Genomic DNA, 17,772 nt, shown 5'->3' with positions numbered 1-17,772 from the left:
GTTTAAGAAATAAAAAAGGCACTTAGGTGCCTTTTTTATCAGTATAAAACAATATTAGAATTGGTAAATTAAACCAACACCTAACACGTCTTTAGTACCTGGTTTAGTATCGTGACCACGTGAATTTTCAGTATTTGAAGCTGCACCAAAATCTTTACGATCAAGAAGATTGAATTTATATTCAACAATCGTACTAAAGTTTTTGTTTAAATCGTAAGTTGCACCTACAGATACATACTTAGCTTCTGGTGAATTGAAACCTCTATACTTCCAACGGTAACCATATTTTGAAAAATTATCATAATCAGAAGATTTAACTTTGTGTTGAACATAAGCTAGAGAAGGAGTTAAACGACCAACCTCAAGATCGATACCATATTGAGCAACTAATTCAAATCCTCTGACTTTTAAATCTGTATCTCTTAAACGATAGTAGCTACCATCAGCTATTCCATAAGTACCAACCGCATTCTTATGTTTGCTTTGGAAATAGTTAGCGCCTAAATATAAATTATAGTTATTATATTTAAGACCTGTTGCCCAAGTACTTTGACGGCTATCACTTTTTGAAGTTTGAGCATAACCTGCACCAGCGGTTAAACCAGTGTCAAAAATATTCCATTGAATATTCGCACCCCAAGCTTCTTTCGATCTACCGTTAATACTATCTTTAGTAGTACCAAATACAGGGTCTAACCATTTTTTATTCTTAATATCTTTAACTGCATCACCATTATCGGCATATTGTAATGCAAAGCTGATATCATTAGTTAAACCAAAGAAGTTATTGTTACGGTAAGTTGCAACAGCTTTAGTACGTTCTGAAAGAACATGCCATTCATTGTTTGCAGCATCTCCACCAAATTCTGGCAATACGTCAGTATAAGCAGTAATTGCTTTTAACACACCGTCATTACGACCATAATCGAATGAACCAACATCACCAAAATTTAAACCAGCAAATGCATAACGCACTTCATTATCATCAGAATTTTTACCAGCTTTCGCTTCGTATTCCCAACGACCATAGCCACTTACGCTATCAGTGATTTGAGTTTCACCTGACATACCTAAACGAGCTGAAGTATCATCACCTTCGCCTTTTTGACCACGATCAGTGATATGGTTAGCTGCTTTTACTCGACCGTAAAAATCAACTTTATTACCGTCTTTGTTCCAAACTTCGATAGATGCATTTGCACCAGCTGCAACTAAAAGTGCAGGGATAGCGATTGCTAATAGATTACGTTTCATTTTTTACCCTCATGGTTATTTTTTTAAAAAGACACATCCCATAAGTTTAGTGTCATTTTTGTTTAAAAATTCTTCATCCGAAAGATAATTATATTTAGATTATCTTTATTCACTTTTTACAGTATAGTAAATTATGTATAAATTTTTTTTAAAATCAAGCGAACTTTTAATTAAATGTGATGTCTAACCCCAAACTCAATCCTGTTAGATTATTTTTTAAGCAATTAAAGATTAAAATTTGTTAATTTTTAATTCTAATCAAACTTGGGAGGACTTTCGATTAAATTAAAAATTGGCATTACGTGGCGTTCTTGGGAACGGGATTACGTCGCGTACATTTTGCACACCAGTCACATAAACAATTAAACGTTCAAACCCAAGACCAAAGCCTGAATGTGGCACAGTGCCATAACGACGTAAATCACGATACCACCAGTAATCTTCTTTTTTGAGCCCTAATTCATCCATGCGTTTATCTAACATATCTAGACGCTCTTCACGTTGTGAGCCACCAATGATTTCACCAATTCCTGGGGCTAATACATCCATTGCTGCTACCGTTTTACCGTCATCATTCATTCGCATATAAAACGCTTTAATGTCTTTAGGGTAGTTTTTAACAACTACTGGTGCTTTAAAATGTTGTTCAGCTAAATAACGTTCGTGTTCTGATGCTAAATCAATTCCCCAACTGACTGGATTTTCAAACTTAGCATCACAGTTTTGTAATATTGTGATAGCGTCAGTGTAATCCACTTGCGCAAAATCAGCTTTAATAAAGTTTTCAAGCCGATTAATGGCTTCTTTATCGACATGCTGAGCAAAAAATTGCATATCATCAGCTCGTTTTTCAAGTACCGCTTTAAACACATATTTAAGCATGTCTTCAGCCAGCTTTGCATTATCATTTAGATCAGCAAAAGCGACTTCAGGTTCCATCATCCAAAACTCGGCTAAATGGCGCGTAGTATTTGAGTTCTCTGCCCTAAATGTTGGACCAAAAGTATACACTTTAGAAAGCGCACAAGCATAAGTTTCAGCATTTAATTGCCCAGAAACAGTTAAAAACGCTTCTTTACCAAAAAAATCTTTATCAAAATCGACTTTACCATTATCTGATTTAGGAAGATTTAATAGATCAAGCGTTGAAACGCGAAACATTTCACCCGCGCCTTCAGTATCAGACGCGGTAATAATTGGGGTAGATAGCCAAAAAAATCCACGTTCATCAAAAAACTGATGAATTGCTTGCGCAAGCGTATGGCGCACACGCGTTATGGCACCAACAATATTGGTTCTTGCACGTAAGTGTGCTACTTCTCGAAGATATTCAATAGAGTGACGTTTTGCTGCCATTGGGTAGGTTTCTGGGTCATCAACAAATCCATATACTTCTACTTGCGTTGCTTGCAGCTCATATTGTTGACCTTGACCTGGTGATTCAACCACTTTACCGGTGACTTTAACCGAACAACCTGCCGTTAAACGTAAAACATCTTGCTCATAATTAGGAAGATCTTTTTCAATAACGGCTTGGATAGGATCAAAGCAAGAACCGTCATAAATAGCCAAAAATGAAATACCGGCTTTAGAATCACGTCGAGTTCTTACCCAACCTTGAACAGAAATTGTGCTACCAACAGCAATTTTGCCTTGTAACACATCAACAATAGATGCAACTGAGTTCATTTTAATTATCCATCTCTACATTAATTAATTTGTTTAAGTCATATTTAAGTAATATAAATATATTCTAAGGTTTATTCCGTAACTAAATGGAATTAGTCAATAAGAAAATCTTTATCACTGATTTTTTATTTTAATATTAATAATAGGCTAATGATTATCAATACTTAACACTAAAAGTTCGTTTTAATTCATCAATAAAAGCTAAATCTTGAGATATGGTTTTACCAGGACTGTCTGATAATTTAGCAACGGATTGATTATTACACTCTGTTAATTTGATGACAATATTCAATGCTTTCGTATTGGCCTCTTTAGAGGGAATATCGCAAGCTAAAAAACCACCTACACCAAAAGATAATTTTACCCGATGATTAAAATGCCGATAAATATTAAGTGCCTTATCAAAATTTAAACTGTCTGAAAATACTAATAATTTTGTTTTAGGATCGATACCTAACTGCTGATAATGGGCTATTGCCTTTTCACCCCATTGAATTGAATCACCTGAATCATGACGCAATCCTTGATAATGCGAAGCAAAATGAAGATCAAAATCCCGTAAAAATGCATCCATCGTAATACAATCAGTTAAAGCAACGCCCAAATCATCGTGATATTCATCTAACCAAACCTGCAATGCATTTTTTTGGCAATCCTCTAAATTCGGACTTAAACGCTGATGTGCTTGAAACCATTCATGCGCTTGAGTTCCAACCGGCGTAAGTCCTAAACGATAAGCAAGCAAATAATTACTCGTACTATGAAAATTAGTAAAATGATTTTTCAAATAACCAACAACTGCCTCTTGTACCGCAAACGAATAACGCCTACGCGTACCAAAGTCCATTAAATTAAAGTTCGACATATCCATATCGGCTGTCTTTTCATTAAATAACGTTAATTTATCTTTTAGTCGAGCAAGTGCCTCGGGAACGCCAATATTTGGCGATCGATCTTTATGCACAATTTCGCTAATTACGGCAAGTAATGGCACTTCCCATAAAATAACATCTAACCACTTACCTTCAATACGAATAACCAACAAGCCTTCTTGATTTTTGATTGTCAGTAGCTCACTATTAAAACGCCAATTTTTGAGCCAATTCAAATAATCAGGTTTAAAAAAAGGCATACGAGATAAATACTCAAACTCATCATCTAAAAGTGATAACGATTCCATTAATTTAACTTGATGAGTTATCTCATCAGCATATTTCCCCAATAAATCATCGCTACGACAACGGAACTCTGCTGTTACTGTTGCATTTGGATAGTGATGAAAAACAGCTTGTTGCATATGCAGTTTATAAGCATCTGTGTCTAATAGTGATGTAATTATCGCTGGTAACATGTGGCTTTATTGTTAATACTCTAATTAAAATGTCAAAGATTATAGCAGAATAATAATGAAGATATAGATTAATTATATAATAAGATTATTTTTAATCGGTTATACTATTAACCAGATAAAACTTGAACAAAGTATAAATAAAAGGCTCTATAATAATGAACGCAACTACAACTCAATCTCAACCAAAGGCAAAATATCGTCTAGATTATCAAGCCCCCGATTTTACTATTACTGACATTGATCTTGATTTTGATTTAGCCCCTGAAATAACAACCGTTACAGCACGTAGTCATGTAATTCGAAAAAATAATAACGTTAATGATCTTATTTTAGATGGTGAAGATCTGAAATTGATTTCTGTTAATATCGATGAGCAACCGTGGCATGATTATCAAATCACAAAAACAGGATTGCTGATTCAAGGTGTGCCTGCAGAATTTACTTTAACAATTGTTAATGAAATCAAGCCCATTGATAATACCGCACTTGAAGGATTATATGTATCAGGCGAAGCGCTTTGTACACAATGTGAAGCCGAAGGATTTCGACATATCACTTATTACCTTGATAGACCCGATGTATTAGCTCGGTTTTCAACACGCATCACCGCCAATAAACAACACTACCCTTACCTACTTTCAAATGGAAATCGTGTAGCACAAGGCGATCTATCTGATGGACGACACTGGGTACAATGGCAAGATCCGTTTCCAAAACCCGCTTATTTGTTTGCACTAGTTGCTGGTGATTTTGATATTTTAAAAGATCAGTTTATTACACAATCAAAACGTAAAGTTGATTTAGAAATTTATGTTGATAAAGGTAATTTAGAACGCTCACATTGGGCAATGACCAGTTTAAAAAATGCCATGCGTTGGGACGAAACGCGTTTTGGACTTGAATACGACTTAGATATCTTTATGATTGTTGCGGTTGATTTTTTCAATATGGGCGCGATGGAAAACAAAGGTTTGAATATCTTTAATTCAAAATATGTACTTGCCAAACCACAAACCGCAACAGATGATGATTATCTTGGTATTGAAGGCGTGATTGGTCATGAATATTTCCATAACTGGACAGGCAATCGAGTCACTTGCCGAGACTGGTTTCAACTCAGTTTAAAAGAAGGCTTAACTGTATTCCGTGATCAAGAGTTTAGTGCCGACCTAGGTTCAAAGGCCGTTAAACGAATTGATGACGTAAAACTGATGCGAACCGTGCAATTTGCCGAAGATGCTAGCCCGATGTCTCACCCTATTCGCCCCGATCAAGTTATCGAAATGAACAATTTTTACACAGTCACAGTGTATGAAAAAGGTGCTGAAGTTATTCGCATGATGCATACATTATTAGGTGAAGACAAATTCCAAGCAGGCATGAAACTTTATTTTAAGCGCCATGATGGTAGCGCCGCAACTTGTGATGATTTTGTTTCTGCCATGCAAGATGCTTCTGGTATCGATTTAAGTCAATTTAAATTGTGGTATAGCCAATCAGGTACTCCTGAATTAACGGTAACTGATAGTTATGATGAAAAAACCCAACAATACACCTTAACAGTTGAGCAATGTACAAAGCCAACACAAGATCAGCAGCAAAAACAAGCCTTACATATTCCTCTTGATATTGAATTATACAAAAAAAATGGCGATATTATTGCATTGCAACATCAAGGTAAGCCTGTTCACCATGTATTAAATGTAACCAAGGAAAAACAGCAGCTTGTATTTGACAATGTCAGTGAAAAACCAATTATTTCATTATTACGTGATTTTTCCGCTCCTGTAAAATTACACTATGATTACCAAGATAATGACCTAATTTTTTTAATGCAACATGCCACTAATGCATTTAGTCGTTATGATGCAGCACAAATGTTACTGGCCAAATATGTCAGAATAAATGTCCACAATTACCAACAAAATAAAAAGCAAATATTGCCAGAAGTTGTCATTGACGCTTTTAGAGCTGTGTTACTTTCTGATTCAATCGATCCTGCATTAATTGCTCAAATATTAACGCTCCCATCTGAAAACGAATTAGCGAATTTATTTACTGTGGTTGATCCGATTGCTATTCATCAAGTACGTTTGTTTTTCTTAACACAATTTGCCAATGAACTTTATGATGAGTTATTAGCAGTTTACCGCCACAATAAAACAACACAATATCATATTGAACATATTGAAATTGCCAAACGCTCACTTAAAAATTGTTGTTTATCTTTACTTGGATATGCTGATAATAAAACGCAAATTAATTCACTTGTTACTCAACAATATCACCAATCCAATAATATGACCGATTGTTTAACTGCCTTGAGTATAGCTGTAAAAGCTGAACTTGATTGTCGAACTGAGTTATTGGCTAACTTTGATGACAAATGGCATCAAGATGGACTTGTTATGGACAAATGGTTAACACTAAACGCAACAAGCCCAGAAAAGAATGTTCTTGCTACCGTGAAAAAATTATTAACTCACCGCTCATTTACACTCAGTAACCCAAATCGGATTCGTGCATTAATTGGAGCTTTTGTAAATAATAATCCTGTGGCATTTCACGCTGAAGATGGCAGTGGTTATCAATTTTTAGTTGAGATTCTCATTGAGTTAAACCAAAAAAACCCTCAAGTTGCCGCAAGACTTATCGATCCATTGATTCGATTAAAACGTTATGACGAAAATCGCCAAAAACAAATGCGACAATCACTCGAAGCATTACTAAAAATCGAAAATCTTTCTAAAGATTTATATGAAAAAATCAATAAAGCGTTAGAGGCATAATCTAAAACCGAGCATCCTGTTAATTACTAACAGGGTGATCTTTATCATAGAAAACAGTTGCCAAATTCAACCGGTATTTTTTTAAGCGCAGATACTACCAAACACTTTTTGACAACTATTTTGAAGGCTGATCATTATGGCAACAATAAAAGAAATAACCCCAACCAAACTAGCACAAAAATTAAACCAGTCTAATGATATTTTTTTACTTGATGTACGCGAAGCTAACGAAGTTGCAATTTGCAACATTCATGGTTCAACACATATTCCAATGAACCTAATTCCCCTTTATTTAGACAAAATTCCGGATGAAGTCGATATTGTTATTTATTGCCATCATGGTATAAGAAGCCTTAATGTCGCCAATTATTTAGTTGAAAATGGCTTTGATAGCGATTATCTTTACAATCTTACAGGTGGTATTGATGCTTGGGCTTTAATGGTTGAAAAACAGATGGCAAGGTATTAAATCGCCCGTAATGAAACGGGTGATTTATCTAAAATTATTCTTGTGGCATCACCCAATAGCCATTTTGATTATGCGTTTTCATATAATCTTTAAATGATTGGGATTGATAAATACGTTTAATATCTTGTGCCCATTGGCTATTTTCATTCCCCTCATTAACAACAACCATAATTTCTAAGTCTGGGATGATGGTTTCTGAAAGAAGAGCTCTATTTGAATCAATATTGGCAGAATAAACAATACTGCCAGGAATTACCGCAAAATCTAGCTCATCTAATACACGAGGAATATTAGCAGAATCCATTTCAATAATATCAATCCCTGCGATATTTTCAGCTATATCATTTTTGCTAGCGATAATAGGATTTGTACTCGTTTTTAACTTTATCCACCCCGCTTTTTCTAATAAATTATATGAACGAGCAGCATTAGAGGCATCTTGTGGAATTGCAACTTTAGCGCCAGAAAAAACTTGCTTTAATGAGGTATATTTATTCGAAAATACTGCAGCAGGCACCGATGGTACATGTACAACTGATTTTAAATGTGCTTTGCGTTGTGCATTAAATACATCCATATAAGCGGTATGTTGTGCAACGGTCAAATCAATACTGCCCTCGGTTAAAGCAATATCTGATTCAAGCAAGTGTGGGAAACTAACTAGTTTAACTTTATAACCCTCTGATTCAAGTATTGGTTTAACCGCATCATTAAATAAATCATTATAAGGTCCAGGTGATACGCCCATGTTAATTTCTTTTTTAGTTTGATTATTCGCTTGGGTTGTTGAGCTATCACAAGCCGTAATTAAGCTTGTCGAGCTAACTGCGAAGATAAGAACTATATATCTAAAAAATTTCTGTTCAGTAAAAAATGCTTTCATAAAAAATACCTCTATAAATTGTAAACACTAATCACTGTAGCACAAAAAAAGCAGTTCATTTATTCCAAGTTATTCTATCTTATAACTTTTAGGAATAAGATATAAAAAACGATTATTAGAGCCAAAAACTAACCTATGCTACTGTTAAAAAAACTACATCGTTAGTTGATTATCTAAATAGTCAACTCAAATTAAACAAATAGGTTACAAATAATGATTAGGTTTGAAAATGTCTTTAAACAATATAAGCGAAATGGCGTCACTACCCAAGCATTAAATAATATTAATTTAACCATTGGTAAAGGTGATATTTTCGGTATCATCGGTTATAGCGGTGCAGGTAAAAGCACATTAGTTCGATTAATTAACTTTATTGAAAAACCAACCCAAGGTAATGTCATTATTCAAAATCAAGTTCTTAACCAATTATCAAATAGTGAATTACGTAAAATAAGACAAAAAATTGGCATGATTTTTCAGCATTTTAATTTATTAGAAACAAAAACTGTATTTGAAAATATTGCAATGCCACTAATTTTACTTCGAGAAAATAGACAAACCATCAAAAAAAGAGTCAACGAGCTTTTAGCGTTTGTTGGATTAAGTGAAAAAGCAAATAACTACCCTAAAGAGCTATCAGGCGGACAAAAACAACGAATAGGTATTGCTCGGGCTTTAGCAAATAACCCCGATATCTTATTATGTGATGAAGCAACTTCAGCACTTGATCCTCAAACCACGCAAGATATTTTAGATTTAATAAAAAAAATTAATGAAGAATACCAAATAACAGTGGTATTAATCACCCATGAAATGCATGTCATTGAACAAATTTGTCATAAAGTCGCTGTCATGGAAAACGGCAAAATGATTGAACATGGTAATGTGCTCGAAGTATTTGGTCACCCAAAACATCAAACTACACAAAATTTTGTCAGTACCATTATCAACGATCAGATTCCTGCTGGTGTAGTCAAAAATTTGCTAGCACTAGAAAAAACAAAAAACAATATTCGCTTATTCAAACTTGAATTTTTAGGAAGCTCGGCATCTGAACCAGTGGTTAATTCATTAATACTTCAACAAAAAGTTGTGGTTAATATTTTATTTGCACATATGTCTGAGATTCAAAACACGGTATTAGGTAGCATGTTTGTGCAACTAAAAGGAAGCGATGATAGTATCAACGATTCAGTACACTACCTACATCATCATGGGGTACAAGTCACCGAAATTAATCATTGGGAGATCAACTAAAATGAAACAATTCAATACCATTATTGACTACTTAAGTTCTTGCTTTTCAACATCAGTTACAACAACACAATTTATTCAGGCTTGTTATGACACCTTTATTATGGTTCTTTTCTCTCTAAGTATGGGGGGGATATTTGGTATTTTGCTGGGCATCTGTTTAGTCACAACAAGACCAACAGGGCTATTAGAAAACTCACTAATTTATCGAATATTAAATCCAATCATAAACACACTCCGATCGCTTCCTTTTATTATATTACTTGTTGCCATTGTTCCATTAACAAAACTGATTGTTGGTAGTTCTTTTGGTACATTAGCGGCTATTGTACCTTTAACCATTTATGTAGCCCCTTATATTGCCCGATTAGTTGAAAACTCGTTACTTGAAGTTGATAATGGCATTATTGAAGCAGCCAAATCTATGGGAGCAACACCATTACAAATTATTTGGTATTTTATGTTACCCGAAGCCTTTAGTTCGTTAATCTTAACCATAACAACAGCCACCATAGGTTTAATTGGTGCAACAGCAATGGCTGGTGCAATTGGCGCTGGCGGAATTGGTGATTTAGCTATTTCGTATGGTTATCAACGTTTTGATACAACCGTTACCGTTATTTGCGTGATCATTTTGGTTATTGTTATACAATTTATTCAAAGTTTGGGGAACTACTTGGCACGAAAAGCAAGACATCAATAATACACAATATAAAAAAACTTAAGGTGATGATACTAAAAAAGACAAAAAAGATTTTGCTTTTCTTTACTATTATTTATCCTGAGTAAGATGGGTACGTTATATCGATAATTAGCATCATTATGATAAACAATAACTTTAATACATTTCCTTTATTCTCAATTATCAAGTAAAATAGCGACAACTTTAGATCAGTAGTGTAGGGAATCACTTTGACAAACGCATTACAGCAAAATTTGGTTGAAATTCACGACATGTCTTTTTATCGTGGAACGCGGCCTATTTATAAAAATATGAGTTTGAACGTTCCTAAAGGCAAAGTCACCGCTATAATGGGGCCATCAGGAATTGGTAAAACAACGCTACTACGACTCATTGGTGGTCAATTAAAACCACAATCAGGGAAAATTCTATTTGATGGCGAAGATGTGCCAAGCATGTCGCGCTCAAGGTTATATGAAGTCCGCAAACGCATGAGTATGCTATTTCAATCAGGGGCTTTATTTACCGATCTAAATGTATTTGATAATGTTGCTTATCCGTTACGTGAACACTTCAAATTACCTGACCCTGTATTACATAATTTGGTCTTAATGAAATTACAAGCTGTTGGCCTACGAGGTGCAGCTAAAATGATGCCATCAGAGCTTTCAGGAGGTATGGCAAGGCGTGCTGCTTTAGCTCGAGCTATTGCGCTTGATCCTGATCTAATTATGTTTGACGAACCTTTTGCGGGGCAAGATCCTATCTCAATGGGAGTTATTGTTAAGCTGATATCTGAAATAAACCAATCATTAGGGTTAACCTGCATTGTTGTCAGCCATGATGTAAACGAAGTGTTAAGTATTGCAGATTATGCTTATATTGTAGCTGAACAACGTATTATTGCAGGCGGTACATCACAACAATTACGTGATAATGATGACTTACGAGTAAAACAGTTTCTTGACGGATTGGCAGATGGTCCAGTGCCTTTTCATTATCCTGCTGATGATTACAAACTAGACCTAAGCAGAGGTATAAAATAATGTTGAATTTATTGGCAAAATTAGGACAATGGATTATTAATATCATTGCGATGATTGGCCGTTCTGGTGTTATGCTTTTTGGAGCATTAATTGGTAAACCACAATTTAAAAAACAGTTCCCTTTACTGATTAAACAATTTTACTTTGTTGGCGTTCAATCCTTAACCATTATTATGGTATCAGGTCTTTTTATTGGCATGGTTTTAGCCCTGCAAGGTTACTTTATTCTAACCACCTTTGGTGCCGAAGCAAGTTTAGGGATGATGGTTGCCCTTGCGCTACTTCGTGAATTAGGCCCTGTTGTTGCTGGCCTACTATTTGCTGGTCGTGCTGGTTCAGCCTTAACCGCTGAAATTGGTTTAATGAAAGCTACTGAACAACTATCAAGTTTAGAAATGATGGCAGTTGATCCGTTAAGACGCATCATTGCGCCACGCTTTTGGGCTGGATTTTTTTGCATGCCATTTCTAACAGCTATTTTTGTTGCGGTTGGCATTTTAGGCGGTATGTTGGTTGGGGTTGATTGGAAAGGTATTGATTCAGGATTCTTTTGGTCATCAATCCAAAGCAATGTCGATTGGTGGCATGACTTAGGAAACTGTTTCGTTAAAAGCTTTGCATTTGCCATTGCTAGCACTTGGATTGCACTGTTTAACGGTTATGATTGCGTACCAACATCAGAAGGAATTAGTCGGGCAACAACAAATACCGTTGTTTATTCATCATTAGTTATTTTGGGGTTAGATTTTATTTTAACCGCATTAATGTTTAGTCATTGAGGTCATAGACATGAATCGTAAAGTTGAAATTACCGTTGGATTATTTATGGTACTGGTTATTTGCTCAGTGCTATTTTTGTGTTTTAGAGTCGCCGATCCAACATCATTTGCTAGCCATAGCACTTATCGTGTCTATGCTGTGTTTGATAATATTGGGGGATTAAAAGCACGTTCTCCTATCAAAATTGGGGGGGTAGTCATTGGTCGTGTCAGTAATATTTCGCTAAATTCCTCGAATGGCAATCAATACAAACCTTATGTAGCAATAGATATTGATGCACAATATAACAAAATTCCAAGTTCAAGTTCACTTTCAATTAAAACATCTGGAATACTTGGAGAACAATTTATTGATATCAATATGGGCGTTGATAGAGAAACAGAATTTAATATTGACGCATTAGGCGTTGACCCTGCTGTTGTAGCCAAAGCAGAAAAAAATAAAACTCCGCCATACTTACTCGAAGGTTTTGTTGTGCAAAACACCACACCAGCCATCATTTTAGAAGATCTTATTGGTAAATTCCTTTACAGCATAGGTGGCTCATCAGATAAAGACAAAACCAACAAAGATAAAAAAGAAGATACAACTGAAAACTAAGGAGTTAACATGTTAAACAAATTTAAAACAACCATTCTTTTAGTATTAGCTTTATTATTTAGTTCTACAGCCTTTGCTGAAAACGATCCCTATAAAGAAATGCAAGTTTCTGCTGATAAACTTTTTAGCACTATGAATTCACAATCTGCTGCACTAAAATCAAACCCTAACAAACTTAAAGAGATTGTAAGAAAAGATTTATTACCTTATGTGCAAGTAAAGTATGCTGGCGCATTAATTTTAGGTAATTACTATAAAAGCGCTACAGAAGCACAACGTACAGCTTACTTTACTTCTTTTGAAAACTACCTAGTACAAGCATTTGCTCAAGCGTTATCTATGTATAATGGTCAAACTTATCAAGTTGAATCTCCTAAAGATTTAACTGGAAAAACACTTATTTCTATTCGTGTTTTATTAAATCAACCAGATAAAAATCAACAACCATTGCGTATTGATTTCCAGTGGCGTAAAAATTCAGTGACTGGCGAATGGAAAGCGTATGATTTAATTGCCGAAGGCGTTAGCATGATAACAACCAAACAAAATGAATGGTCAACAATTTTACGTCAAGATGGTATTGATGCATTAACCAAACAATTAAATGAACTTTCAAATCGCAATATAGACCCAAACGCTAAACCTAAAGGCTAGTGATAATGTCGCGAATAAAAACAGAAAAACAACAAGAAGTATTGTCTTTACAGGGTGAACTTGATGTTCACTCTTTAAATGATTTATGGTCAACACAAAGCACCATTCTAAATGGTGTAAAATACATTGATGTAGCGCAACTGACTCGGGTTGATTCTTCAGGGCTCGCGACTTTAATTTATTTTTGCAATAAATATCATGTCAAGCTCAAAGGTATCAATCCTCAGTTACAAACATTAATTACCTTGTATGATCTACAACCCGTAATCAACATTTAAAATATGTCAGGTTTCGTATGAAATATCATGCAAAAAACGCACCACAATACAGCGTTACCTAGAACCTTTTAACAAAAATAGCCCTACATTTATATTAATGATGAGTATTACTAATGAATAAACAAGAAATTATAGACAAATTAAACAGCTCACTCGAACTTGATGATATTCATGTTTTAACTGACGATGGCAGTCACTTTCAAGTTATTGCAGTGGGAGAATTATTTGCTGATTTAACTCGAGTAAAAAAACAACAAGCAATCTATGCTCCTTTGGCTGAATTTATTAGCGATAACCGTATCCACGCACTTTCTATAAAAACATATACACCTACTGAATGGCAACGCGAACGTAAATTGATGGGATTATAAATATTCCCTAAAACAACATCCCTTGAATTAACAGCATTTGCCACCATATTATGTTTAATCAACAAACTCCATTTGTATAAAGGTATTGCAACATGACCAATCCATTATTAACAAAAGCCCCATTACCCCTTTTTTCACAAATTAAGCCCGAGCATGTTTTGCCTGCTATACAAGAAACCTTAAAAAACTGCAAAAATACCATTGAAACAGTATTAAAGCAAAACAGCCAATATACTTGGGATAATTTAATTCAACCTATTGACGAAATGGACGAAAAGTTCAGTCGCGCTTGGTCACCTATTAGCCATCTTAATTCGGTTAAAAACAGCCCTGAATTACGAGAGGCTTATGAAGCTTGCTTACCACTACTATCTGAGTACAGCACATGGGTTGGACAGCATAAACCTTTATATCAAGCTTACAAACAAATCAAAGAAGGCCAACACTATGCTACTTTAAGCAAAGCGCAAAAAAAAGTTATTGACAATGCATTGCGTGATTTTGAATTATCGGGAATTGGATTGCCTGATGATAAACAAAAACGCTACGGTGAGATAGTTGCAAAACTATCAGAATTATCATCACAATATAGCAACAACGTATTAGATGCGACCATGGGATGGTCAAAATTAATTACCGACATTAAAGCACTTTCTGGTATGCCTGAAAGTGCGCTTGCAGCAGCAAAAGAACAAGCAAAAATGAAAGACAAAGAGGGATGGTTGCTTACCTTAGATATACCAAGTTACCTACCGGTCATGACCTATTGTGATAACCGTGATTTACGTTTTGAACTTTATCAAGCTTATAACACTCGAGCATCGGATCAAGGTCCTAATGCGGGTAAATGGAACAACACCGAAATCATCAAACAAATATTAACATTACGTGATGAACTAGCCCAATTACTTGGATTCAATACCTATGCGGATAAATCCCTAGCCACAAAAATGGCAAAATCAACTACTCAAGTTATCGAATTTTTAACGGATTTAGCAAACAAAGCCAAACCACAAGGTGAAAAAGAGTTAGCGGAACTTAAACGTTATGCCTATGAATTTTTTGGTGCAAGCGACATCAAACCATGGGATGTTGCTTATTATAGTGAAAAACAAAAACAGTACTTATACACCATCAACGATGAAGAATTACGTCCTTACTTCCCTCAGCAACGAGTGATAAATGGTCTATTTGAAGTAGTACACCGCATTTTTGGCATTACAGCCAAAGAACGACAAGGTGTTGAAGTTTGGGATCCTGAAGTCAAATTCTATGATCTATATACAGCTAATGGTGAATTAAAAGGTAGCTTTTATCTTGACTTATATGCACGAGAACATAAACGCGGTGGCGCATGGATGGATGACTGCATTGGTCGTATGCGCTTTACTGACGGTCATGTACAAACTCCCGTTGCTTATTTAACCTGTAACTTCAATCGCCCTGTTGGCGACAAGCCTGCCTTATTTACTCATGACGAAGTAACAACCCTATTTCATGAATTTGGTCATGGCTTGCACCATATGCTAACCGAAATTGATGTATCCTCTGTAGCAGGAATTAATGGCGTTCCTTGGGATGCTGTTGAGTTACCAAGTCAATTTTTAGAAAACTGGTGTTGGCAACCTGAAGCCCTTGCTTTTATTTCAGGACATTATCAAACCGGCGAACCACTCCCTACTGAAATGTTAGAAAAAATGCTAGATGCTAAAAACTATCAAGCAGCGCTATTTATTCTACGTCAATTAGAATTTGGGCTTTTTGACTTTAAATTACATACCCAACAAAACCCCGATATTTTAAACACATTAGCTGAAGTCAGAAAACAAGTTGCCGTTGTGCCAACTGTTGAATGGGGACGATTCCCTCATGCCTTTAGCCATATTTTTGCAGGTGGTTATGCGGCAGGTTATTACAGTTATTTATGGGCCGAGGTACTCTCTGCTGATGCATTTTCCCGCTTTGAAGAAGAAGGCATTTTTAATGCCAAAACAGGTAATGCGTTTCTTGATAACATCTTGTCACAAGGTGGTAGCGATGAACCAATGACATTATTTAAAAACTTCCGAGGTCGTGAACCACAACTAGAGGCATTACTTCATCATTATGGCATCCGCTAGTTCTAACTTAGTTCAGCTAACACAGTTAGCTGAACTGTGGTTATCCACAAATAAAGATCTTCCCTTTACATTAACACAACAAGAAAATCATCTTGCCTTACAAAAAACCGATGAACCTAAATTAGGAGCAATAACGGTGGATTTCTTATCGGGTGTAATGGCGCATCGTCGCCAATTTGGCGGTGGGCGTGGGGAAGCTATTGCAAAAGCAGTTGGAATAAAAGGTGAGTATTTACCCACTATTGTTGATGCAACAGCAGGACTTGGACGAGACGCCTTTGTACTTGCCTCACTTGGGTGTTATGTAACAATGTTTGAAAGACACCCAGTGGTTGCGGCGTTATTAGCCGATGGCTTACAACGTGGCTATCAAGACCCTAAAATCGGAGACTGGCTACAACAACGCTTACAATTGAATTATAGTTCAAGCCAAACAGGCTTAAATTCGCAACTTGAAAAACCAGACGTAGTTTACCTTGACCCAATGTTTCCACATCGTCAAAAAAGTGCGCTTGTCAAAAAAGAAATGCGTATTTTTCAACTATTAGTTGGTAGCGACAACGATGCTGACAGCTTATTAGAACCCGCAAGGCAACTCGCAAAAAAACGCGTGGTAGTAAAAAGGCCAGATTACGCACCCTTTTTAGCCAACCAAAAACCAACGGCAGAAATTAAAACTAAAAATCACCGTTTTGACATTTACACTCCCCTTTAATTCATAAGGATAAATGATTTAGATTATGCGATTAGATAAATTTCTTGCTCATCATTTAGGCATAAGTAGAACAATTGTTAACAAAGAACTGAAAGCTAAAAAAGTCACCGTCGATGGTGAAATAGTAAAATCAGGTGCTTACCAGCTATTACCGGAACACATGGTTGAGTATGATGGCTATGAAATCATCCCCGTAACCAATAATCGTTACTTTATGCTCAATAAACCTCAAGGTTATGTCTGCTCGACTGATGATCCAGATCACCCAACTATACTCTATTTTATTGATGAACCCATGCCTGAAAAATTGCATGCAGTAGGTAGGCTTGATCTTGATACGACTGGGCTTGTTTTACTAACTGATGACGGTCAATGGTCACACCGAATCACATCACCCAAACATCATTGCGAAAAAGTCTATATCGTCACAGTTGAACAACCATTACAAACTGAACTCATTGATATATTTAAAAACGGCATTCAATTAAAAAGTGAAAAATCACTGACTAAACCCGCTAAATTAAATATTATCGATCAATACCATGCCAAACTAACCATTAGTGAAGGGCGTTATCACCAAGTTAAACGCATGTTTGCAGCAGTCAATAACCATGTTGTTGCGTTGCATCGCAAACAAATAGGTAAAATAATTGTTGATATTCCAGAAGGCGAATACCGCCCTCTTACACAAGATGAAATTGACGTATTTAAATAGTTGTAACGGTATACTTTTCTTGTAGACATTCTTAGCGGGTATGATAAATCCTCAACAAAGGAGATTATCTGATGACAAGACAACTAAGTAGTGAATTTAAACGAGAGTGTGCAGAATTAGTT

The 17,772-nt window shown here is 35.7% G+C and carries 17 protein-coding genes; 13 read left to right on the top strand and 4 right to left on the bottom strand.

The window, feature by feature from the left end:
• Positions 1-54 precede the first annotated feature (54 nt).
• The 3 genes from GQ589_RS01870 to pncB all read right to left on the bottom strand — a co-directional run bounded on the left by GQ589_RS01870 (position 55) and on the right by pncB (position 4,294).
• Positions 55-1,254, bottom strand: coding sequence for a porin (locus tag GQ589_RS01870; RefSeq protein ID WP_160424218.1), 1,200 nt, complete (start codon positions 1,252-1,254; stop codon positions 55-57).
• 285 nt (positions 1,255-1,539) lie between these two features.
• On the bottom strand, positions 1,540-2,943 hold the full coding sequence (gene asnS / locus GQ589_RS01865) for an asparagine--tRNA ligase (RefSeq protein WP_160424216.1): 1,404 nt from the start codon (positions 2,941-2,943) through the stop codon (positions 1,540-1,542).
• 157 nt (positions 2,944-3,100) lie between these two features.
• Positions 3,101-4,294: a nicotinate phosphoribosyltransferase gene (gene pncB / locus GQ589_RS01860; RefSeq protein WP_160424213.1), complete on the bottom strand. Its 1,194-nt coding sequence runs from the start codon at positions 4,292-4,294 to the stop codon at positions 3,101-3,103.
• 155 nt (positions 4,295-4,449) lie between these two features.
• Here pncB and pepN point away from each other — a divergent pair, with 155 nt between their 5' ends.
• On the top strand, positions 4,450-7,083 hold the full coding sequence (gene pepN, locus GQ589_RS01855; RefSeq protein ID WP_160424211.1) for an aminopeptidase N: 2,634 nt from the start codon (positions 4,450-4,452) through the stop codon (positions 7,081-7,083).
• A gap of 136 nt (positions 7,084-7,219) precedes the next feature.
• Positions 7,220-7,552 carry a rhodanese-like domain-containing protein gene (locus GQ589_RS01850; RefSeq protein ID WP_160424209.1) on the top strand — a complete coding sequence of 111 codons (333 nt, stop codon included), beginning with the start codon at positions 7,220-7,222 and terminating at the stop codon, positions 7,550-7,552.
• 34 nt (positions 7,553-7,586) lie between these two features.
• Here GQ589_RS01850 and GQ589_RS01845 read toward each other — a convergent pair whose 3' ends face one another.
• Positions 7,587-8,435, bottom strand: a complete 849-nt coding sequence (locus GQ589_RS01845) for a MetQ/NlpA family ABC transporter substrate-binding protein (protein ID WP_160424207.1) — start codon at positions 8,433-8,435, stop codon at positions 7,587-7,589.
• Between the two features lie 213 nt (positions 8,436-8,648).
• On the opposite strand from GQ589_RS01845, the gene GQ589_RS01840 reads away from it, so the two are divergent.
• The 11 genes from GQ589_RS01840 (at position 8,649) to rsuA (ending at position 17,650) form a co-directional block, all read left to right on the top strand.
• On the top strand, positions 8,649-9,692 hold the full coding sequence (locus GQ589_RS01840) for a methionine ABC transporter ATP-binding protein (RefSeq protein WP_160424205.1): 1,044 nt from the start codon (positions 8,649-8,651) through the stop codon (positions 9,690-9,692).
• 100 nt (positions 9,693-9,792) lie between these two features.
• The gene (locus GQ589_RS01835) at positions 9,793-10,392 is read left to right on the top strand and encodes a methionine ABC transporter permease (protein ID WP_370519408.1); all 600 of its coding nucleotides are present in this window, start codon (positions 9,793-9,795) and stop codon (positions 10,390-10,392) included.
• A 209-nt stretch (positions 10,393-10,601) separates the two neighbouring features.
• Complete coding sequence (mlaF, locus tag GQ589_RS01830) at positions 10,602-11,417, top strand: phospholipid ABC transporter ATP-binding protein MlaF (protein ID WP_237399167.1); 816 nt, start codon at positions 10,602-10,604, stop codon at positions 11,415-11,417.
• Complete coding sequence (gene mlaE, locus GQ589_RS01825) at positions 11,417-12,196, top strand: lipid asymmetry maintenance ABC transporter permease subunit MlaE (protein WP_202112446.1); 780 nt, start codon at positions 11,417-11,419, stop codon at positions 12,194-12,196. Before mlaF ends, mlaE begins: the two co-directional genes overlap by 1 nt.
• Positions 12,197-12,206: 10 nt before the next feature.
• Entirely contained in the window at positions 12,207-12,797 is a 591-nt protein-coding gene (gene mlaD / locus GQ589_RS01820) for an outer membrane lipid asymmetry maintenance protein MlaD (RefSeq protein WP_160424201.1), read from the top strand.
• Positions 12,798-12,806: 9 nt separating this feature from the next.
• Positions 12,807-13,451, top strand: coding sequence for a phospholipid-binding protein MlaC (mlaC, locus tag GQ589_RS01815; protein ID WP_160424199.1), 645 nt, complete (start codon positions 12,807-12,809; stop codon positions 13,449-13,451).
• Between the two features lie 5 nt (positions 13,452-13,456).
• Positions 13,457-13,729, top strand: coding sequence for an STAS domain-containing protein (locus GQ589_RS01810; RefSeq protein WP_160401353.1), 273 nt, complete (start codon positions 13,457-13,459; stop codon positions 13,727-13,729).
• Positions 13,730-13,842: 113 nt separating this feature from the next.
• Positions 13,843-14,100, top strand: coding sequence for a BolA family protein (locus GQ589_RS01805; RefSeq protein ID WP_160401354.1), 258 nt, complete (start codon positions 13,843-13,845; stop codon positions 14,098-14,100).
• Between the two features lie 92 nt (positions 14,101-14,192).
• On the top strand, positions 14,193-16,220 hold the full coding sequence (gene prlC, locus GQ589_RS01800; RefSeq protein WP_160424197.1) for an oligopeptidase A: 2,028 nt from the start codon (positions 14,193-14,195) through the stop codon (positions 16,218-16,220).
• Entirely contained in the window at positions 16,207-16,935 is a 729-nt protein-coding gene (locus GQ589_RS01795) for a class I SAM-dependent methyltransferase (protein ID WP_160411429.1), read from the top strand. Before prlC ends, GQ589_RS01795 begins: the two co-directional genes overlap by 14 nt.
• Positions 16,936-16,960: 25 nt before the next feature.
• Positions 16,961-17,650 carry a 16S rRNA pseudouridine(516) synthase RsuA gene (rsuA, locus tag GQ589_RS01790; RefSeq protein ID WP_160424195.1) on the top strand — a complete coding sequence of 230 codons (690 nt, stop codon included), beginning with the start codon at positions 16,961-16,963 and terminating at the stop codon, positions 17,648-17,650.
• Positions 17,651-17,772 lie beyond the last annotated feature (122 nt).

The organism is Gilliamella sp. Pas-s27, from assembly GCF_009795865.1.
Taxonomy (GTDB): Bacteria; Pseudomonadota; Gammaproteobacteria; order Enterobacterales; family Orbaceae; genus Gilliamella.
Note: the sequence above shows the minus strand (reverse complement) of the source record. Positions and strands in the feature narration are given on the sequence as shown.